This window comes from Microbacterium enclense (assembly GCF_001456955.1).
GTDB lineage: Bacteria > Actinomycetota > Actinomycetes > Actinomycetales > Microbacteriaceae > Microbacterium > Microbacterium enclense.
Genome location: NZ_KQ758470.1, coordinates 277442 through 296668, shown reverse-complemented (window position 1 = coordinate 296668; position 19227 = coordinate 277442). Strand labels below are relative to the sequence as shown.

Annotated in this window: 18 protein-coding genes; 3 read left to right on the top strand and 15 right to left on the bottom strand. The window is 70.8% G+C overall.

The window, feature by feature from the left end; all coding sequences use genetic code 11:
- Positions 1–12: 12 nt before the first annotated feature.
- Positions 13–657 (top strand): class I SAM-dependent methyltransferase, encoded by a 645-nt coding sequence (locus tag AS029_RS09260; protein WP_058232299.1) that lies wholly within the window; start codon positions 13–15, stop codon positions 655–657.
- Positions 658–841: 184 nt separating this feature from the next.
- Here AS029_RS09260 and dapF read toward each other — a convergent pair whose 3' ends face one another.
- Genes dapF through miaB form a run of 4 tightly spaced genes read right to left on the bottom strand, consistent with a single transcriptional unit; the run spans position 842 to position 4625 of the window.
- A complete protein-coding gene (gene dapF, locus AS029_RS09255; RefSeq protein ID WP_058232298.1) occupies positions 842–1696 on the bottom strand; it encodes a diaminopimelate epimerase in 855 nt (284 codons plus the stop codon).
- Between the two features lie 9 nt (positions 1697–1705).
- Positions 1706–2155 (bottom strand): GNAT family acetyltransferase, encoded by a 450-nt coding sequence (locus AS029_RS09250; protein WP_228375916.1) that lies wholly within the window; start codon positions 2153–2155, stop codon positions 1706–1708.
- Positions 2152–3081 (bottom strand): tRNA (adenosine(37)-N6)-dimethylallyltransferase MiaA, encoded by a 930-nt coding sequence (gene miaA, locus AS029_RS09245; protein ID WP_058232297.1) that lies wholly within the window; start codon positions 3079–3081, stop codon positions 2152–2154. The genes AS029_RS09250 and miaA overlap by 4 nt, the downstream gene beginning before the upstream one ends.
- On the bottom strand, positions 3078–4625 hold the full coding sequence (gene miaB / locus AS029_RS09240) for a tRNA (N6-isopentenyl adenosine(37)-C2)-methylthiotransferase MiaB (RefSeq protein WP_058232296.1): 1548 nt from the start codon (positions 4623–4625) through the stop codon (positions 3078–3080). The genes miaA and miaB overlap by 4 nt, the downstream gene beginning before the upstream one ends.
- 172 nt (positions 4626–4797) lie before the next feature.
- On the opposite strand from miaB, the gene AS029_RS09235 reads away from it, so the two are divergent.
- Positions 4798–7359, top strand: coding sequence for a helix-turn-helix transcriptional regulator (locus AS029_RS09235; RefSeq protein ID WP_058232295.1), 2562 nt, complete (start codon positions 4798–4800; stop codon positions 7357–7359).
- Between the two features lie 31 nt (positions 7360–7390).
- Here the strand turns inward: AS029_RS09235 and AS029_RS09230 are convergent, their stop codons facing one another.
- The 10 genes from AS029_RS09230 to dapA all read right to left on the bottom strand — a co-directional run bounded on the left by AS029_RS09230 (position 7391) and on the right by dapA (position 17821).
- A complete protein-coding gene (locus AS029_RS09230) occupies positions 7391–8305 on the bottom strand; it encodes a regulatory protein RecX (RefSeq protein WP_058232294.1) in 915 nt (304 codons plus the stop codon).
- Positions 8305–9354: a recombinase RecA gene (gene recA / locus AS029_RS09225; RefSeq protein WP_058232293.1), complete on the bottom strand. Its 1050-nt coding sequence runs from the start codon at positions 9352–9354 to the stop codon at positions 8305–8307. Before recA ends, AS029_RS09230 begins: the two co-directional genes overlap by 1 nt.
- Positions 9355–9666: 312 nt before the next feature.
- A complete protein-coding gene (locus tag AS029_RS09220) occupies positions 9667–9891 on the bottom strand; it encodes a DUF3046 domain-containing protein (RefSeq protein ID WP_058232292.1) in 225 nt (74 codons plus the stop codon).
- 10 nt (positions 9892–9901) lie between these two features.
- Positions 9902–10210 (bottom strand): helix-turn-helix domain-containing protein, encoded by a 309-nt coding sequence (locus AS029_RS09215; protein ID WP_055835145.1) that lies wholly within the window; start codon positions 10208–10210, stop codon positions 9902–9904.
- Between the two features lie 173 nt (positions 10211–10383).
- A complete protein-coding gene (locus tag AS029_RS09210; protein WP_058232291.1) occupies positions 10384–10911 on the bottom strand; it encodes a CinA family protein in 528 nt (175 codons plus the stop codon).
- The gene (pgsA, locus tag AS029_RS09205) at positions 10908–11495 is read right to left on the bottom strand and encodes a CDP-diacylglycerol--glycerol-3-phosphate 3-phosphatidyltransferase (RefSeq protein ID WP_058232290.1); all 588 of its coding nucleotides are present in this window, start codon (positions 11493–11495) and stop codon (positions 10908–10910) included. Before pgsA ends, AS029_RS09210 begins: the two co-directional genes overlap by 4 nt.
- Entirely contained in the window at positions 11495–14215 is a 2721-nt protein-coding gene (locus tag AS029_RS09200; RefSeq protein WP_058232289.1) for an FtsK/SpoIIIE family DNA translocase, read from the bottom strand. Before AS029_RS09200 ends, pgsA begins: the two co-directional genes overlap by 1 nt.
- A gap of 50 nt (positions 14216–14265) precedes the next feature.
- Complete coding sequence (locus AS029_RS09195) at positions 14266–14757, bottom strand: GNAT family N-acetyltransferase (RefSeq protein WP_058232288.1); 492 nt, start codon at positions 14755–14757, stop codon at positions 14266–14268.
- A 303-nt stretch (positions 14758–15060) separates the two neighbouring features.
- On the bottom strand, positions 15061–16737 hold the full coding sequence (locus AS029_RS09190) for a ribonuclease J (protein ID WP_058232287.1): 1677 nt from the start codon (positions 16735–16737) through the stop codon (positions 15061–15063).
- A 106-nt stretch (positions 16738–16843) separates the two neighbouring features.
- Entirely contained in the window at positions 16844–17821 is a 978-nt protein-coding gene (gene dapA / locus AS029_RS09185) for a 4-hydroxy-tetrahydrodipicolinate synthase (RefSeq protein WP_058232286.1), read from the bottom strand.
- Between the two features lie 95 nt (positions 17822–17916).
- Here dapA and AS029_RS09180 point away from each other — a divergent pair, with 95 nt between their 5' ends.
- Positions 17917–18453 (top strand): NUDIX domain-containing protein, encoded by a 537-nt coding sequence (locus tag AS029_RS09180; RefSeq protein WP_058232285.1) that lies wholly within the window; start codon positions 17917–17919, stop codon positions 18451–18453.
- A 20-nt stretch (positions 18454–18473) separates the two neighbouring features.
- Here AS029_RS09180 and AS029_RS09175 read toward each other — a convergent pair whose 3' ends face one another.
- Entirely contained in the window at positions 18474–19226 is a 753-nt protein-coding gene (locus tag AS029_RS09175) for an SDR family NAD(P)-dependent oxidoreductase (protein ID WP_058232284.1), read from the bottom strand.
- Between the last annotated feature and the right edge of the window lies 1 nt (position 19227).

Below are 19227 nucleotides of genomic sequence, written 5' to 3'. Positions count from 1 at the left end.
TATCCTGGGGGCATGGGGAGCGAGCACTACTTCAGCGCGTCGCCGTCGAGTCCCGAGCAGCTCCGCCGCATCCGCGTGACGCTCGCCGGTCGTGAGCTCGAGGTGGTCACGGCGGGCGGCGTCTTCAGCCCCGATCATGTGGATGCCGGTACCGGAGTGCTGCTGGCCAACACCCCTCCCCCTCCCGCCGGCGGGCACGTCCTCGACCTGGGGTGCGGGTGGGGTCCGATCTCGTTGTCGCTCGCGCTCGCCTCACCGCACGCGACCGTGTGGGCGGTCGACGTCAACGAGCGTGCTCTCGATCTCGTGAGGCGCAACGCGCAGGCGTCGGGCCTCACCAACATCAACGCCGTCCGTCCGGAAGATGTTCCCGACGATGTGTCGTTCCGCACCATCCGCTCCAACCCGCCGATCCGCGTGGGCAAGAACGAACTGCACGGAATGCTGCAGCACTGGATTCCGCGCCTGTCGGAGCGCTCCGACGGATGGTTCGTGGTGCAGCGCAACCTCGGCTCCGACTCGCTGCAGCGCTGGCTGGCCGCAACCTTCGCCGACGGCTACAGCGTGCAGCGGGCCGCGACCGGCCGTGGTTTCCGCGTTCTGCGGGTACGCAAGCACGGGTCGCCGCCCAGCGAGCCGATCGACGTCATCGCCTGACCGCGGCAGTACCCGCGTCCGGCCGGATACCGAGAGCGCACGTCGTGTGCGATACCGCGCGCACGCCGTAGACACACCCGGCCGGATGCCGAAGCGCACGTCATCCGGGCAGTTGCGCGCTCACCGTCCACGCACGCTCGGGCTGATCGTCTGCTCGCGATCCCCCGGCAGCGCGAGGCGGATCTCAGGCGAGGGCGACCTCGCCGGTGAACACCAGCGACGCCGGACCCGAGAGGAAGACCCGCCCGTCGGACACCCGCACGCCGAGCGTTCCACCCGGGGTGTCGACGATCCAGTGATCGGGTGCGGCCGCACCCGCCCAGTGCCGTACGGCGAGCGCCGCCGCGGCGACGCCCGTGCCGCAGCTCAGCGTCTCGCCGACGCCGCGCTCGAACACGCGCAGGCGGATGGCTCCCACGCCGTCGCGCACCAGCGGATCGGCGGGCACGACGAACTCGACGTTCGCCCCGTGCCGCGGAGCAGGATCCAGCACCGGCTGATAAACCAGGTCGAGTCCGTCGAGCTCGGCGTCGGATGACAGCGCGACCACCACGTGCGGGTTGCCGACGTCGATGCCGACGCCCGGACGCGCGACCGGAAGTCCCTTGGCGCGCACGAGGGTCTCGTCGGCATCCACGGTGAACACGCCGAGGTCGACCTCGAAGCCGCGGTCGCTGCGCGTGAGCGTCTTCACCCCGGCTCGGGTGCCGATGCGGAGCCCCTCGTCGATCGAGGCGAGTCCGGTGTCGGTGAGGTACCGCGCGAAGACACGGGTGCCGTTGCCGCACATCTCGGCCTTCGAACCGTCGGCGTTGCGGTAGTCCATGAACCATTCGGCGCCGGACGCCGCGGCATCCGCCCCCTCGTCGATCGCCGTCGAACGCACGACGCGCAGCAGACCGTCGGCACCGATGCCGAAGTGCCGGTCGCACAGGGCCGCGATCTGCGCGTCGGAGAGGTCGAGCTCCCCGTCGGGGTCGGCCACCACCACGAAGTCGTTGCCGGTGCCGTGGCCCTTGGTGAACGCGAGAGTCGCCATGCATCCAGTCTAGGGAGCCGAGGCGGACCCTCCGCCGAGGTCGTCGACGATGAGGCGCTTGCCGGTCGCCCAGGTGTCGAACGGCTCGTACCCGAGCGCGTCGTACAGCCCGCGGGCACCGGTGTTGTCGGGACGCACCATGAGCTGCACCTTGGGGCAGCCCATCGCCTCGAGCAGCCGTTCGGCCTCGGCGACCAGCGCGCGGGCCACACCGCGGCCGCGGGACGACGGGGCCGTGGCGAGGTAGTACAGCCAGCCGCGATGCCCGTCGTAGCCGGCCATGACGCTGCCGATCACCCGACGGTCTTCGACGGCGACGAGGAACAGTTCGGGCTGAACGGTGAGTTTGCGGCGGATGTCCACCCGCGGGTCGTTCCACGGGCGCGTGAGTCCCGCCTCCTCCCAGAGCGCGACGACGGCGTCTTCATCGGTCGAGGCGAAGGCGCGGATCCCGATCACGGCCGCTCCCCCGCTCCGGATGCCACGACCCCGGCATCCACCGTCCGCGCATCGACCCATTCGGCCCCGGCGTAGCGTCGGAACCACGAGACCTGCCGACGGGCATAGCGCCGCGTGAGCGCCTGTGTCTCGGCGACGGCCTCGTCGCGGGTCAGATCGCCGCGCAGTTGGCCGAGGGCCTGGGCGTAGCCGATCGCGCGTCCCGCGGTCACGCCGCGCTCGAGCCCCTCGGCGCGCAGCGCCGCGACCTCGTCGACCATCCCCCCCGCCCACATACTCTCGACGCGGGCGTCGAGCAGCGGAACCAGCTCGTCGCGGTCGATGCGCGTGGCGAGGATGCGTGTCGACGGGTGCCAGAGCACCGGTTCCTCGGGCAGGGCGCCTCCGTGCGTCTCGCCTCCCTGCGCCAACACCTCCAGGGCCCGCACGACGCGGCGGCCGTTGCGCGCGTCGATACGCTCGGCGGCAGCCGGGTCGGCTCGACGCAGGCGGGCGTAGAGCGCTCCCGCGCCCTCGCTCTCGAGCTCCGCCTCGAGCCGCGCCCGCAACGCCTCGTCGCGCGGGGGGAAGCGGAAGTCCCACAGCACGCTGGACACGTACAGGCCGGAACCCCCGACGAGGATCGCATCCGCGCCGCGGCCGTGCGCGGCGCGGATGGCCGCGCGGGCGGCATCCTGATACCAGGCCACCGCGGCGTCGTCGGTCACGGCCAGCGCGTCGAACAGGTGATGCGGGATGCCACGACGCTCGTCGACGGGGATCTTCGCGGTTCCGATGTCCATGCCGCGGTAGAGCTGCATGGCGTCGGCGTTGACGATCTCCGCGGGGCGTCCGCGAGCGGTGAGCGCCTCGGCGAGGTCGAGGGAGAGGCCGGTCTTGCCGGTCCCCGTGGCCCCGACGACCGCCCAGAGCCGGGGCTCGGTCACACGCCGACGCGCAGGGTGGGAAGCCCCAGTGACACCGCGCGCGGGCCGCCGGCCTCCCCCGCCGGAGCGGGCACACCGCACGACTCGGCCTGCGAGCGGTCCCAGGCGTCGCCCGCGCGGGTGCGACGGATGCGCAGGGGGGCGCCGTCGGGGGCGTCGGCGAGCAGGTGGAAGGGGGCGGCGTGCGTCACCGTGACCGACACGACATCCCCCGGGCGCGGCACGGGCGAGCCCGCGGGCAGCTCGAAGTGCACCAGGCGGTTGTCTTCGGCGCGACCGGTGAGCCGGTGCGTTTCGGCATCCTTCTTGCCCTCGCCCGTCGACACGAGCACCTCGAGGGTGCGACCGAGTTGCTTCAGGTTCTCTTCGGCGGAGATGCGGTCCTGCAGCGCGACGAGGCGCTCGAAGCGCTCCTGCACCACGGCCTTGGGAACCTGGTCGGGCATGGTCGCCGCCGGTGTGCCCTCGCGGATCGAGTACTGGAAGGTGAAGGCGCTCGAGAATCGCGACGCTTCGACGACGCGTAGCGTCTCTTGGAAGTCCTCCTCGGTCTCGCCCGGGAACCCGACGATGATGTCGGTCGTGATGGCCGCGTGCGGGATCTGCTCACGGACGCGATCCAGGATGCCGAGGAACTTGTCGCTGCGGTACGACCGGCGCATGGCCTTGAGGATGCGGTCGGAACCCGACTGCAGCGGCATGTGCAGCTGCGGCATGACCGCCGGGGTCTCGGCCATGGCGGCGATGACGTCGTCGGTGAAGGCCGCGGGGTGGGGGCTGGTGAAGCGGATGCGCTCCAGACCCTCGATCTCGCCGGCCGCGCGCAGGAGCTTGCCGAACGCCAGACGGTCACCGAACTCCACGCCGTAGGAGTTGACGTTCTGGCCGAGGAGGGTGACCTCGATTGCGCCGTCGTCGACGAGCAGGCGGATCTCGTTCAGGATGTCGCCGGGCCGCCGGTCCTTCTCTTTGCCGCGCAGGCTCGGCACGATGCAGAACGTGCACGTGTTGTTGCAGCCGACCGAGATCGAGACCCACCCGCTGTGCACGGAGTCGCGCTTGGTCGGCAGCGTCGACGGGAAGATCTCGAGCGACTCGAGGATCTCGAGCTCGGCCTCGCCGTTGTGGCGCGCGCGCTCGAGCATGCCGGGCAGCGATCCCATGTTGTGCGTGCCGAAGACGACGTCGACCCACGGCGCCTTCTGCTGGACGGCATCCTTGTCCATCTGCGCGAGGCACCCGCCGACCGCGATCTGCATGCCCGCGCGCGCGTCCTTGCGCGACTTGAGGTGCCCGAGCGTGCCGTACAGCTTGCCCGCGGCGTTGTCGCGCACGGCGCAGGTGTTGATGACGACGACGTCCGCCTCGGTCCCGGCGTCGGCGCGCACGTAGCCGGCGCTTTCGAGCGAGCCCGAGAGGCGTTCGGAGTCGTGGACGTTCATCTGGCATCCGAAGGTGCGGACTTCGTACGTACGCGGTCCCTGCGCGCCCTGCGCGGCGGGGGACGGCGCGATCAGCGTCGGGGTCGAGACAGGGGTGGTCATGATGCGTGCAAGTCTAAGCGGCCGGGTTCCACACCCGCTCAGTGACGTCTTCTGCGCGCTGGTGCGCCGCTTCGGTCGTGTAGCGGGCAGAAGCCTGCGCCTCCCGGCCGGACTTCGTTGCGTGCACCGCGATATTGTGGAACACGGTGCCCGCGGGTGCCAGGGGGGCAGCATGAAGATGGGTTCGGCCACGGCGGGACCGGATGCCAGGACTCTGGCCGTGCGGGCACTCGGGGGGACATCGGTCCTCGTGGCGGGTCCGCGGGGCAGTGGCCGCAGCCACGCTCTTCGCGCGGCGATCGGCGAGATCCAGCGCCGCGGGACGAGGACGATCGTGGTGCGAGCCGCGTCGATCCTGTCGGCAGTGCCCTACGGCGCGCTGGATGCCGCCGCGCATCCCGCGCTGTCCACTCTGCGCGATGAGAACAACGACGGCGAGGTGGTCGACGGCGTGCTCGTGGTCGACGACGTCGAACTGCTCGATCCGGCAACCGCGCGCGCGATCGCGCGCGCGGTCGCGTCGCGCCGCCTGACGGCGGTGCTCGCGCTGCGCACCGCGAGGCCGCGCGCCCTGGAACCCGCCGATGAGCGGGACGAGGTGCGCCGATATTTCCTCGACCTGGGGGTCGAGGGGCTGACCGAGCGCGTCGACCTCGCGGACCTGACCGATGACGAGGGCTACGCCGCCATCGACGGCTTCGCCGACGCCGGGCTGCTCGACAGTGCGACACGTGCCGGTCTGGTGTGGCGCGCCGACGGGTCGCGAGCACTCCTGCACCACCTGATGCGTCAGGCGGCGGACGACGCACGAGCAGGGCGCGACCCGCTCGCGGCACCTCGAACGATCACCCCGCACAGCCCCCTCGCGATCGCCCTGGAGCGCCACGTCGCCGAGTTCCCGCTCGTGGACCTCAAGACTCTTGCGGCGATCCGCCGCCTCCCCCGTCTCGACATGGCGGTCGCCACCCGACTCCTCGAGGCGGAGAGCGTCCACGCTCTCGTCGCGCGCGGCACCCTGCACGCGGACGCATCCCCGCAGCGGCGCCTCTCCGCGAACGATCTCATCGCCCACGAGGCGCAGCGCCGCGTCGGCGGAGCGCTCATCGACGCTCTCGTGCACGATGCCGGTCGTCGGATGCTCGCCGAAGCCGACGAATGGTGGAGCCCCCCTGTCGCGGTGGCCCTCGCTCAGCGGTGGCACCGACTCGGTCCAGAGACGTCGGGCGAAAGCGATCTGTCGCCCGCCCTGCGGGCACGCGTCGCACTGGATGCCGCGCGGGAGGCGAATGACCGCGGCGACACCGCGCACGCCGCCGCGCACGCGGCCCGCGGACGACGGGCCGCCGACACCGCCCCGCTGCGCCTCGAAGCCCAACTCGCGACGGAAGCCGCGTCCACCTCTCCTGCCGGCGACGCCGCCGACGTGCGGGTGCGGCTGCGCATCGCGCGCTCGCTCGCCGAGTGCGAGGGGGGAGAATCCGCGGGTCACTCGTCGCACGAGCGCGCTCTCGCCGACACCCGTGTCGAGGAGCTGCTCGCCCAGGCCATGCGGGAGGGCGCCCAGCTCGACTGGGGTGCCGCAGCCGAGACCGCGGGACGCGCCGTCGCCGAGGCGGCGGCGACACCCGCCGCGCGATTGCGCGCCCTCGTCGCGGCGGGCACGGCAGAGGCGGTCGCGGGACGCTGGCGACACGCGCGGACGTACTACCGAGGCGCCGAGCGCATGCTCGACGCGCGTCGGACCCCCGAGGGGATCGGGGCTCGCGACCGGCTGTCCGCGGTGATGTTCATGCTGGCGGGGCACCAGATCGCCGGCGCCGACGGGACCGCGCTGCGCGCCGCGCTCGACCGTGAACTGGCGACAACCGCGCGCGAGGGCGACAGCGCCGAATTGACTCTCGCCGGCGCCGCGGCATCCATCGCTTTCGCGGGGGCGGGGCGCGCCGTCGAATCGCGTCGCGAGCTGGAATCGGCGAGGTCGCGCACGCCGTCGGCCGTCGCCGACATCGACGCGACGATGATCGAACTGGGCGTCGCCGACGAATTGGCGATGGCCGGCCGGCTCGGCGAGGCGCGCGCCATTCTCGGGCGACTCGACGACCTCGGCGCACCGCTGCTGCGCCGGAGCCGGTTGTACGTGCAGACGACCGTTCTCGCGGCGGAGGGATGCCGTGCTGCGGCACGCAACGCCGCCCGCGCCGCGGCGGATCTCACGCGCGGACGCTCGGCCGCCGCCCTGCGCATCCGCGACCTGTTCCGATTGACGGCCCTCAAGGCGGCCACGGACGACGAGGTCGACGAGCTCGTGCAACTCGCCGCGACGACCGACCTGCCGCTGGCGGCGGATGCCGTCCGCCGCGCATCGGCGCGCTCGGCGGCGGAACAGGGACTGCCCGTCGACGAACTGCGCCTGCACGCGCTGTGGTCGACGACGGATGGCGACGAGACGCCGGAACAGGATGCCGCGGACGACGCGCCACCACCGGCGGCGCGCGCGGAAGGCTGGGGCGGCCTGACCGCGCGCGAGCAGGAGATCGCCGTGCTGGCCGGCGCGGGCCTGACCAATCGCGAGATCGCCGGGCGTCTCTTCCTGTCCGTACGCACGGTGGAGTCGCACATCTACCAGGCGCGCACGAAGGTCGGAGCACCCTCTCGACGAGAGCTGGGGCGCATGGTGGCCGCGGGGACGAGCCGGGACGAGAGCCGGGGTGAGGCAGACCTCAAGCGCGCGTGACGCGGACCGGATCCGCGTGAACCGCCTCCAATCAGTCGTCGGGGGTGAAACGCACGCCCGATGCAGGGCGGGTGAACGATCGCGAGCGTCCGACGCCGGCTTCGCTCAACGCCGTTCGCGCGGCGGTCAACGCGATCGACGACGGGTATCCGCGACGGGCGAGTTGTCCGGCCAGGCGGCGCAGCGCTGTGTCGAACTCCGCGCCCTCGACGCCGCGAACCTTCGTCCGCGCGAACTCCAGTGCGCGTTCCGCGTCGTCGTCGGGGAGCGCCGCGAGCGCCGCCTCGGCGATCTCGCGAGGAATACCCCGCTTTCGCAGAGTCTCGGCGACCGCGCGACGACCCTCGCCCTTCTTCTCGACCGCGGACATCGCCAGCTGCTCGGCGAATGTCGCGTCGTCGAGATAGCCGAGGTCGACGAAGTGGTCGACGATCTCGTCGACCAGGACGTCGTCGACCTCGTCGATGCTCCGCAGCACTCCGCGCGCCTCGGACAGCGACAGCGACCGCGACCTCAGCTTGCGTACGAGCACAGCCTCGGCGCGTTCGCGGATCTCCGCCGCCGGCGTCTCGTCGGCGCGGACCGCGCGGTCTCGCACCGCGTCGTCAGCGCCCGCCGTCTGCCCGTCTTCGCCGGACGTCGCCCCCAGGCTGCGGAGGGGCCGGAGTCGCGGTCGTCGGGCACCGAGCGCATCGGCCGCGTCGACGGCGTCGTCCGCCGCCGCGGTCGCGCGACCGGCCCCCCACGAAGGATGCGCCGCGACGGGCCGCCCCCGCGCGCCGAAAAGGGGGGTGACGGGCGCGAGACCCTCGCCGTCGCCCGCACCGGCGAGCCCGCGGACGACGCGGTCGCCGCGCGCGGATGCCCCCGTCGCCCTATCGGGCCGGCGGCCGTCGCCCGATCGGTTGAACGGGCGACGGCCGGAACCGTTGTCGTCGTCGGTCATCAGGCCGGGCGTCGCGCGGCCAGCTCGTCGTCCGCGGAGGCGGCGGCAGGAGCCCCGCCGATACCGAGCTTCGTCTTGATCTTCGACTCGATCTCGGCCGCGATGTCGGGGTTCTTGATGAGGAAGTTGCGGGCGTTCTCTTTGCCCTGTCCGAGCTGCTCGCCCTCGTAGGTGTACCAGGCACCCGACTTCTTCACGATCGCGTGCTCCACGCCGAAGTCGATCAGGCTGCCCTCGCGCGAGATGCCCACGCCGTAGAGGATGTCGAACTCCGCCTGCTTGAAGGGCGGAGCCATCTTGTTCTTCACGACCTTGACACGCGTGCGGTTTCCCACGGCCTCGGTGCCGTCTTTCAGGGTCTCGATGCGACGGATGTCGAGGCGGACCGACGCGTAGAACTTCAGCGCCTTTCCACCGGCGGTGGTCTCGGGCGAACCGAAGAACACACCGATCTTCTCGCGCAGCTGGTTGATGAAGATCGCGGTCGTCTTCGTGGTGTTCAGGCCACCGGTGAGCTTGCGCAGGGCCTGCGACATCAGGCGAGCCTGGAGGCCGACGTGCGAGTCGCCCATCTCACCCTTGATCTCGGCCTCGGGCACGAGGGCGGCGACCGAGTCGATGACGACGAGGTCGATCGCACCCGAGCGGATCAGCATGTCGGCGATCTCGAGGGCCTGCTCACCCGTGTCGGGCTGCGACACGAGAAGGGCGTCGATGTCGACCCCGAGCTTCTTGGCGTATTCGGGATCCAGCGCGTGCTCGGCGTCGATGAACGCGGCGATTCCTCCGGCGCGCTGCGCATTGGCGATCGCGTGCAGCGTCAGCGTCGTCTTACCCGAGGACTCGGGCCCGTAGATCTCGATGATGCGGCCGCGCGGCAGGCCGCCGATGCCGAGAGCGACATCGAGCGCCACGGAGCCCGTGGGGATGGTTTCGATCGGTGCGCGATCATCACTGCCCAGTCGCATGACCGAGCCCTTTCCGAACTGGCGGTCGATCTGGGCGAGGGCCGACTCGAGGGCCTTCTCGCGCTCTGCGGGTGAGGGCATGACATCTTCTTTCTGCGTGCGTTCCGGTCGCCTATAGGCTGTCGCGCCTCCCACCGACGGTGGGTCGACCCGACAAGGCGTTCAGGTGTCGTTCGACGTTCTCCACGTTAGGGAGGGCCTCCGACATTGGCGTCCGGAAGCGCCCCCGATTGGGGATGACCGCGTCACTTCTCCTGCTGTGAAGAAGACTACGCCCCCAATCGAACGTAGTTTCGATGACACGCCGCTCCGAGGTGGACGGATGTTCCGTGACCATCCCTCACCGGCGCGGCACCGCGGATTGACGCGGTTCGGCGCGGCGTCGGGGCGTCATCAGGAACGCCGCGGCTCCAGCCGCCCGACACCGTACCGACGATGCTCGGGCACGTCGGTCTCGGCGCACAGAGCCAGCCACACCTCACGCGGATCGACACCCGCCGCGAGGGCGTCGACACTCGTGCGACCGCCGACGGCGGACAGCACGAGATCGGTCAACAGTGATCCGCCACGCGCACCGAACTCGTCGGCGACGGCGCGATCGAATTCGCTTCGACGCATGGTCGCGCGGTCAGCGCAACGACAGCTCGGGCTCGACGGATGCGACGAGCTCGTCGGGAACGACGTCGGGGAAGGTCTGCAGGCCCTCGAGCACCGAGAGGCGGTCGCCGACCTCGCGCATGATGGTCGAGATCGGCACGTCGAGCGCCTCTGCGACCGACGCGAGGATCTCGCTCGAGGCTTCTTTCTGACCGCGCTCGACCTCGCTGAGGTAACCGAGGGCGACGCTGGCGCGGCTCGCGACCTGGCGGAGGGTGCGCCCCTTCTGCTGGCGGAGGTCACGCAGGACTTCGCCGATCTCTTGACGAACCAGGATCATTTGGGGGCCCTCCTCACTGCTGATTCCGTCGCTGTCCGAGTGGACAGCTGTGAAACACCGTCTGTGGTCACCCTAATGCCGCGCGCTGTGCACCGGATGGGAATCGCTGAACGAAACGGAGATGTGCGATCATTTGTTCCCGTTTCTCGGCTGGACGCGTCGTCGGTGGACCATCAGAGGGCGGCGAGGGCGCGTCGAACGGCCAGGTGAGCGGTTTCACGCCGCACGCGATCACGGTCGCCCGCGATGACGAGCGAGTCGACTCGCGTGCCGAGGGGCGTGGACACCGCGATGTGAACCGTGCCGACGGGCTGACCGTCCTGCTCGTCAGGCCCGGCGACGCCTGTCGTCGCGATGCCCACGTCGGCGGCGATCCCGTCGCGACCGAGCACGTCGCGCACGCCCCGGGCCATCTGTCGGGCGACGCGAGGGTGGACGGCGCCGTGCGCATCGAGCAGCGCCTGGTCCACGCCCAGCACACCGTGCTTGAGATCCGTCGCGTAGGCCACCACTCCCCCGCGCACCACGCGGGATGCACCGGCGATGTCGACGAGAGAGGAGACGACGAGTCCGCCCGTGAGCGATTCCGCGACCGCGATGGTCCAGCCGAGTTCGCGCAGACGGTCCACCAGCAGGGCGGCGCTCTCTCGAGGGGTGCGCACCACGGTCTCGTCGAAGTCCTCGGGGATGCTGTCGATCATCGACTGCCGCGCGCCTTTCGTGCCGCGCGTGCCTCGGTGATGACGTAGTCGATGCCCGACGCGATGGTGAGGACGACCGCGATCGTCATCGTCACCACGCTCGCCCACCACACGCTCGTCTGCCAGGCCTCGGCGTCGGACAGGCTCGCCAGCGGCAGGAGAGCGATCGAGAGCGCCACGGCTTGGAACACGGTCTTGAGCTTGCCCATCCACGCGGCCGCGAGAACGTGGTCGCTCACGACGACGAAGCGGTAGACGGTGATGCCGATCTCGCGCACGAGCACGACGATCGTCACCCACCAGGGCAGCTCGCCCAGGATCGACAGGCCGACGAAAGCGACACCCGTGAGGACCTTGTCGGCGATGGGGTCGAGCAGCTTCCCGAGGTCGCTGACGATGTTGTAGCGGCGCGCGATGTATCCGTCGACGCCGTCGGTGGCGATGGCGACGATGAAGAGCACCCCGGCCGCCCACCGCAGACCGCCGCCCGCACCGCCGTCAGCCAGCAGCATCCAGAGGAAGACGGGCGCGCAGAGGATGCGCGCGATGGTGATCGCGTTCGGGACCTGAGGGTGCACGGCCATCAGTCGCGCCCCGTCAGCTGCCAGGCGTCTTCGGAGCCTTCGTCGTCGTCGTGATTCACGACCGGGAGACCCTCGAACTGCGCTTCGATCGGGTCGTCGCCGTAGCGATCGTCGTCGGCTGCCGCGGTGGGAGCGGGGGGAGCCTCGTCACCGCGGAGCCGGGCGAGGACCGCCGGCAGCTGTTCATTGGTGACGAGCACGTCGCGCGCCTTGGACCCCTCGGACGGGCCGACGATCTCGCGCGATTCGAGCAGGTCCATCAGGCGACCGGCCTTCGCGAACCCGACACGCAGCTTGCGCTGCAGCATCGAGGTCGAGCCGAACTGGGTCGAGACGACGAGCTCGGCGGCGGCGAGAAGCAGCTCGAGGTCGTCACCGATGTCGGCGTCGATCTCCTTCTTCTCGGCCGCGGCCTGCACGTCGGACCGATACTCGGGACGCGCCTGCTGCGTGACGTGGGCGACGACCTTCTCGATCTCCTGCTCGCTCACCCAGGCGCCCTGCACGCGAAGCGCCTTCGACGCCCCCATCGGGAGGAAGAGTCCGTCTCCCTGGCCGATCAGGCGGTCGGCGCCCGGCTGGTCGAGGATGACGCGCGAGTCGGTGACGCTCGTGACCGCGAAGGCGAGGCGCGACGGCACATTGGCCTTGATGAGGCCCGTCACGACGTCGACCGAGGGGCGCTGCGTCGCCAGGACCAGGTGGATGCCACTCGCGCGCGCGAGCTGGGTGATGCGCACGATCGAATCCTCGACGTCGCGGGGCGCGACCATCATCAGGTCGGCGAGCTCGTCGACGACCACCAGAAGGTAGGGGTACGGCTTGAGCACGCGCTCGCTGCCCGCGGGCAGCTGCAGTTCGCCCGCCACGACGGCGCGGTTGAAGTCGTCGATGTGCCGGAAGCCGAACGACGCGAGGTCGTCGTAGCGCATGTCCATTTCTTTCACGACCCACTGCAGCGCCTCGGCGGCCTTCTTGGGATTCGTGATGATGGGGGTGATGAGGTGCGGGACACCCGCGTAGGAGGTCAGCTCGACGCGCTTGGGGTCGATGAGCACCATCCGCACGTCCGACGGCTTCGCCCGCATGAGCAGGCTCGTGATCATCGAGTTGACGAAGCTCGACTTGCCGGAACCGGTGGAACCGGCGACCAGCAGGTGCGGCATCTTGGCGAGGTTGGCCACGACGAAGCCGCCGCCCACGTCTTTTCCGACGCCGATGGTCATCGGGTGGGTCGAGCTGGTGGCGGCATCCGATCGGAGGATGTCGCCCAGGGTCACGATCTCGCGGTCGGCGTTGGGGATCTCGACGCCGATGGCGCTCTTGCCCGGGATGGGCGCGAGGATGCGCACCTCGTTGGAGGCGACCGCGTAGGCGATGTTGTTGGTCAGGGCGGTGATGCGCTCGACCTTGACGCCCGGGCCGACCTCGATCTCGTACTGCGTCACCGTTGGACCGCGTGAGAAACCCGTGACGCGCGCGTCGACCTTGAACTGCTGCATGACGCTCTCGATGGCGGCGACGACCGCGTCGTTCGCGGCGGAGCGCGCCTTGGGCGGCGTTCCGCTCGCCAGCGCCGTGACGGCGGGAAGACGATAGTTCGCCGCCGGGGGTGCGCCGGCGTTGTCGCCGCCGAGTCCCGAGATGCCGGGCAGTTCGTCGTCGCCGACGCCGTCATCGATCGGGGAGTCGTCGTGCAGACCGCGGCCCGACGCCGCCGCCTGAAGGACGCGCGGGTCAAGCACTTCGGTGAGCGCCTCGGGCGCCGGAGGCCGCGGGGGCGTCGCCGCACGCGGCGCCACCGGTTCGGGGGCCACGACGGCCGACTCGAAGCCCCCCTGGGGCGTGCCCGGGGACAACAGCTCGGTGAGGTCGTCGGATCCGAGCGAGCCGTCGGTGTCGTCTTCGCGCCCGGACTTGTTGCGACGCCACCAGGGCAGGGACTTCTCGGCCGGCTCGTCTTCGCCGTCGGCGGGCAGGACCTTCGTCGCCGGGTCGGGTCGGTCGGCACCTTCGGTGCGTTCGACCCCGAACATCCACGCGTAGAGGTCGCCGAGCCGGCGGCCGATGCGGTTGGGCGGCGTCTTGGTGAGGATCAGGATGCTGAGCACCGCGAGCAGCGACAACGCGATGTAGGCGCCGACCGCGGTCAGCACGAGAGCGAGAGGTTCACCGATGATCCACCCGGCGATACCGCCCGCCGGGCTCAATGCCGGCAGGCCACCCTGGTTGGGGACCGGTCGGTCGCCCGCGACGTGGAGGAAACCCGCGAGCGTGACGACCAGCAGGCCGAACCCGATCCCGACCCGGCCGTTGTCGTGGACCGACGCGGGATGCCGGAACAACCAGCCGGCCAGAAGGAGCAGGAGGACGGGGAGGACGAACGCCACCCGTCCGACGAGCGCTCCGAAGCTGTACGCGCTGATGAGCGCCGCGGCATCGGTTCCGATGAAGAACCACTCCACGACCGCGCCGATGACGGCGAGCACGACAAGGAAGAAGGGGAAACCGTCACGACGCTGGTCGCGTTCGAGACTCTCGGGACCGAACGCCCGGAACATGCCCCCCACCCCGTGGGCCACAGCCATCCACGCGCGCACGGCGATCGCGGGCTTCTCGGGCTCGTCGACGTAGCGCTTGGGTGCGGGAGCGGGGGCCTTCGAGCGCGGCGACCCCTTCGCGGGGGCGCGGCCGCCGGACGGGGACGAGGTGCGAGCCATTCCTCCACGGTAGGCGGGACGCCCGACATTCGCTCGCACCGACGCGGGGTTCAGCCCAGCCGCTTGACCATGACGTCGCGCCCGATGCCCCGGCGCACGACCGCGAAACCCTCGGAGCGATAGAGCGAGACCGCGTAGTTGTCGCGCTCGACGCTGAGGCTGAGGCGGGCGTACCCTTCACCGCGCGCGTGGTCGGCCAGTCGCCGGAGCAACGCTCGTCCGACGCCGTGGGCGCGCCACACCGGCCTCACGCCGATGATGAGTTCGGGGACGCCGGTGCCCACCCAGCCGAACCCGGGCTCGTCACGGGGCAGCATGCGATACCAGGCGGCCCCCACCGGCTCAGCGCCGGGCGCCTCGGCGACGAACCCCGCGTCACCGGGTCGCATCCACCCGGCGATGTACCGCCGGTAGTCGGGGCTGCTGATGATCTCGTGCCGCGGACGCGCCGCACCGGCGCGCCAATTGGCGGCTTCGGCGGCCATGTCGGCGAGGAAGACACCGTCGGACCGGAGCGCCGCGCGGATCGGGAGAGCGGGCATGCCCGCATGATAGCGACTGCGCGGGCCCGCGCGAGAACGATGGGCTCCCCGCCTCGCCGCCGACGCGCCTCGCGACGGCACGGTCGAGCTGAAGCACCGGAGCGCCGCGAGCCGGCACGACGATGGGCCAGGGGCGGACCGCTTCGTCGGATCACCGCCGGGCGGCCGTACCGGGACGTCGCGGCGGCCCCACCGGGCGTGGGTCCGGGCTCCTCTCGGCGGCCCCCGCCGGCATCCGTACGGAGACCTTCGGGGCCGAAACGACGACGCGCCGCGGAGCGTTCCCACGGCGCGTCGTATCGATCAGGCCTCGATGACCATCGGCACGATCATGGGCCGACGACGCAGAGACTGATTCACCCAGCGGCCGATCGTTCGACGCACGACCTGCGAGAGCGCGTGGTTGTCGCGGACGCCCGACTTCGCCGCCTCGGCCAGGGCTGCGGCGATCTTGGGCTTGACGCTGTCGAAGACCCTGTCGTCCTCGGCGACGCCGCGGGCGTGGATCTCGGGACCGGAGACGATCTTGCCGGTTGCCGAATCGACGACCACGATGACCGAGATGAAGCCCTCCTCGCCGAGGATGCGACGGTCTTTCAGATCGGCATCCGTGATCTCGCCCACCGACGAGCCGTCGACGTAGACGAAGCCGATGTCGACCTGCCCCACGACCGAGGCGACGCCGTCGCGCAGATCGACGACGGTGCCGTTCTCGCCGAGGATCGTGTTCTCTTCGGGGATGCCGGTCTCGCGCGCGAGCTTGGCGTTCGCCATGAGGTGGCGGTACTCGCCGTGCACGGGGAGCACGTTCTTGGGCTTGAGGATGTTGTAGCAGTACAGCAGCTCGCCCGCGGCGGCGTGCCCCGAGACGTGCACCTTGGCGTTGCCCTTGTGCACGACGGTCGCGCCGAGCTTCGTCAGTCCGTCGATCACCCGGTAGATCGCGTTCTCGTTCCCGGGGATCTGGCTGGATGCCAGGATGATGGTGTCGCCTTCGCCCGGCTCGATCGCGTGGTCGAGGTTGGCCATGCGGCTGAGCACGGCCATGGGCTCGCCCTGAGACCCGGTCGACATGTAGACGATCTGGTTGTCGGGGAGGTCGCGCGCCTTCTTGTAGTCGATGAGCACGCCCTCGGGCACGTTGAGGTAACCGAGGTCGGCGGCGATGCCCATGTTGCGCACCATGCTGCGGCCGAGCAACGCCACGCGGCGGCCGTTGGCGTGGGCGGCGTCAAGCACCTGCTGCACGCGGTGCACGTGGCTCGAGAAGCTCGCGACCACGACCCGGCGCGGAGCGCGGGCGATGACCTGGTCGAGCACGGGACCGATGCCGCGCTCGGTCGGCGTGAAGCCCGGGACGTCCGCGTTGGTCGAGTCGACGAGGAACAGGTCGACGCCCTCTTCGCCGAGCCGAGCGAAGGCCCGCAGGTCGGTGATGCGGCCGTCGAGCGGAAGCTGGTCCATCTTGAAGTCGCCGGTGGCCAGCACGAGACCCGCGGGCGTGCGGATCGCGACGGCGAGCGCGTCGGGGATGGAGTGGTTCACCGCGACGAACTCGAGGTCGAACGGGCCGACCTTCTCGCGCTGCCCCTCTTCGACCGTCAGCGTGTACGGCCGGATCCGGTGCTCTTTGAGCTTCGCCTCGATGAGCGCGAGCGTCAGGCCCGATCCGATGAGGGGGATGTCGCCCTTCAGCTTCAGCAGGTAGGGGACCGCGCCGATGTGGTCTTCGTGGCCGTGCGTGAGCACGACACCGACGATGTCGTCGAGGCGGTGCCTGATCGGCTCGAAGTCGGGCAGGATCAGGTCGACGCCGGGCTGGTGCTCCTCGGGGAACAGCACGCCGCAGTCGACGACGAGCAGTTTGCCCTCGTACTCGAACACCGTCATGTTGCGGCCCACCTCGCCGAGGCCGCCGAGCGGGATGACGCGCAGGGTTCCGGGGGCGAGCGCGGGGGGATCGTAAACGGTCGTGGGCATATGTGCCTCCTCGGATGCCACCGCGTGGCATCCCTTCGTTTCGGATGCCGCCTCGCGGCACCCCTCTATATTGCGTCCCGAGCCGCGGAGCGGCGGACTCCGATGTCTATCGCGTGGTGCCGTGCACCTTCGGCAGGGCACCGCCGGCGGCCGCGTTGCGGTCGGGCCGGAAGTTGGAGAAGTCTGCGCCGGCCACGTTCTTCACGAGGGCCAGTTCGTCTTCGATCACGGCGGCCTCCCACTCTTCGGGGCCGACCAGGGGCAGACGCACGCGCGGGCTGCCGATGCGGCCGAGGCCGTGCAGGATGTACTTCGCCGCGACGGTACCCGGGACGTGGGTCATGACGGCGCGCACGAGCGGCTCGAGGCCCTTGTGCGCGGCGGTGGCCGAGGCCAGGTCGCCGGCATTCACGGCATCGACGATCGTGCGATACGGAGCGGCCGCGATGTTCGCGGTCACGCCGATCAGACCCGAGGCGCCGATCGACAGGTGCGGCAGCACGTTGGCGTCATCGCCCGAGAAGTACATCAGGTCGGTCTGGTTGAGCACGCGGCTGACCTCGCTGAAGTCGCCCTTGGCGTCTTTGATCGCGAGGATGTTGGGGTGCTTCGCCAGGCGCAGGATCGTCTCGTACTTGATCGGCACACCGGTACGGCCGGGGATGTCGTACAGGATCACCGGCAGGTCGGTCGCGTCGGCGACGAGACGGAAGTGCGTCAGGATGCCGGCCTGCGTGGGCTTGTTGTAGTACGGCGTGACGATCATGATGCCGTCGGCGCCGGCCTTCTCGCTGGCCTTGTAGAGCTCGATGGCATGCGCGGTCTCGTTCGAGCCGCCGCCCGTGATGATCTTGGCGCGACCGGCCGAGACGCTCTTGCCGACCTCGACGAGGCGGAGCTTCTCAGGGTCGGTGAGGGTGGAGGTCTCACCCGTGGTGCCGGTGACGACGATGCCGTCGGCGCCGGCGGTGATGACGTCGTCGATGTGCTTCTCGGTGGCGGGCCAATCGACTTCGCCGTCGGCGGTCATCGGGGTGATGAGCGCGACGAGCACCTGACCGAAGGGATTGCCGGAGTGCGTCATGCTCCCAGGTTATCGGGTCGGCGGCCCCCTCCCCCGGCGGTTCGCACGCGGGGGATGAACAATCCGTGACCGCGGTGCCGCCTAGGGTGGGCGGCATGGCCTGGAGCACCCGCGCATCGCGCACCGTGTACGAGAACCGGTGGATCCACGTGCGCGAAGACGACGTCACCGGCCCGCACGGCGACGGGATCTACGGCGTCGTGCGCATGCAGCATCCGGCGGTGTTCGTCATCGCCCTCGACGACCGCGAACGCGTGTGCCTCGTCGAGCTCGACCGCTACACGACCGGGCGCTCGATCGAGGTGCCCGCGGGCGGCTCCGACGGCGAGGATCCGCTGGTGGCCGCCCAGCGCGAGCTGCTCGAGGAGGCCGGCATCACGGCATCCACGTGGCACCATCTCGGACGCATGAACGCCTTGAACGGCATCGCCGATGCGCCGGAGGACGTGTTCCTCGCGCGGGATCTGACGATCACGGATGCCACGGCCTCGCAGCACGAGGAGGGCATCGACGCGGTGCGCTGGGTGCCGTTCGCCGGTGCGCTGGACCTCATCGCGGACGGGGAGATCACCGACGGGGAGACGATCGCGGCGCTGGCGTTCGCGGGCATTCGGCTGGGGCGTTTCCGGTAGGTCCCGCGTGTCGGCCGGACTCAGCGTCCCCGCGCGGCCGCGCGCACGACGACGCGGTCGGGGAGCAGACGCGACCCGGCGACGAGCAGCTTGTAGCGCCAGGACGGCACGCTGACCGACCGCCCGCGCGCGGCGGCCCGCAGACCCTGGCGCACGACGGTCGACGCGTCGAGCCACAGTCCCGGCGCGACGCCCTCCGCACCGGGGGCGAGGCCGAGCCGCTCGTGGAAGTTCGTGTGCACGAACCCGGGGCAGACGGCGGTCACGGTCACGCCGCGCGAGCGGTAGACCACGTTCGCCCATCGGCTGAACGAGATCAGCCACCCCTTCGCGGCGCCGTACGTGCCACGCGGCACGAAGCCCGCGACCGAGGCGACGTTGACGACGCGCCCGCTCCCCCGCGCCAGCATCGGACCGAGCGCGGCGTGGGTCAGGCGCAACGCGGCCTCGACGTGCAGGCGCAGGTGGCGCACCTCGGCGTCGATCGGATTGTCGGCGAACGCGAGGTCGAGGCCGAAGCCGGCGTTGTTCACGAGCACGTCGACGCCCTCGGCGAGACGGGCCTCGACGCGGGCGAGCGCCTCGGGGTCGAGCAGGTCGGCGACGAGCACCTCCACCCCTACCCGGTGACGACGGCCCACGTCGGCCGCGAGCGCTTCGAGCGCGCCGCGATCACGCGCGACGACGACGAGGTCGGCCCCGCGGGCGGCGAGCTGGCGGGCGAACTCGGCGCCGAGGCCGGAGCTGGCGCCCGTGATCAGCGCGGTCGCCATC

Excerpts from the sequence above, each read along its gene's own strand:
- AS029_RS09260 (WP_058232299.1), top strand. The coding sequence starts at position 13 with ATGGGGAGCGAGCACTACTTCAGCGCGTCGCCGTCGAGTCCCGAGCAG.
- dapF (WP_058232298.1), bottom strand. The coding sequence starts at position 1,696 with ATGGCGACTCTCGCGTTCACCAAGGGCCACGGCACCGGCAACGACTTC.
- miaB (WP_058232296.1), bottom strand. The coding sequence starts at position 4,625 with ATGACCACCCCTGTCTCGACCCCGACGCTGATCGCGCCGTCCCCCGCC.
- AS029_RS09235 (WP_058232295.1), top strand. The coding sequence starts at position 4,798 with ATGAAGATGGGTTCGGCCACGGCGGGACCGGATGCCAGGACTCTGGCC.
- AS029_RS09230 (WP_058232294.1), bottom strand. The coding sequence starts at position 8,305 with ATGACCGACGACGACAACGGTTCCGGCCGTCGCCCGTTCAACCGATCG.
- recA (WP_058232293.1), bottom strand. The coding sequence starts at position 9,354 with ATGCCCTCACCCGCAGAGCGCGAGAAGGCCCTCGAGTCGGCCCTCGCC.
- AS029_RS09220 (WP_058232292.1), bottom strand. The coding sequence starts at position 9,891 with ATGCGTCGAAGCGAATTCGATCGCGCCGTCGCCGACGAGTTCGGTGCG.
- AS029_RS09215 (WP_055835145.1), bottom strand. The coding sequence starts at position 10,210 with ATGATCCTGGTTCGTCAAGAGATCGGCGAAGTCCTGCGTGACCTCCGC.
- AS029_RS09210 (WP_058232291.1), bottom strand. The coding sequence starts at position 10,911 with ATGATCGACAGCATCCCCGAGGACTTCGACGAGACCGTGGTGCGCACC.
- pgsA (WP_058232290.1), bottom strand. The coding sequence starts at position 11,495 with ATGGCCGTGCACCCTCAGGTCCCGAACGCGATCACCATCGCGCGCATC.
- AS029_RS09200 (WP_058232289.1), bottom strand. The coding sequence starts at position 14,215 with ATGGCTCGCACCTCGTCCCCGTCCGGCGGCCGCGCCCCCGCGAAGGGG.
- AS029_RS09195 (WP_058232288.1), bottom strand. The coding sequence starts at position 14,757 with ATGCCCGCTCTCCCGATCCGCGCGGCGCTCCGGTCCGACGGTGTCTTC.
- AS029_RS09190 (WP_058232287.1), bottom strand. The coding sequence starts at position 16,737 with ATGCCCACGACCGTTTACGATCCCCCCGCGCTCGCCCCCGGAACCCTG.
- dapA (WP_058232286.1), bottom strand. The coding sequence starts at position 17,821 with ATGACGCACTCCGGCAATCCCTTCGGTCAGGTGCTCGTCGCGCTCATC.
- AS029_RS09180 (WP_058232285.1), top strand. The coding sequence starts at position 17,917 with ATGGCCTGGAGCACCCGCGCATCGCGCACCGTGTACGAGAACCGGTGG.
- AS029_RS09175 (WP_058232284.1), bottom strand. The coding sequence starts at position 19,226 with ATGGCGACCGCGCTGATCACGGGCGCCAGCTCCGGCCTCGGCGCCGAG.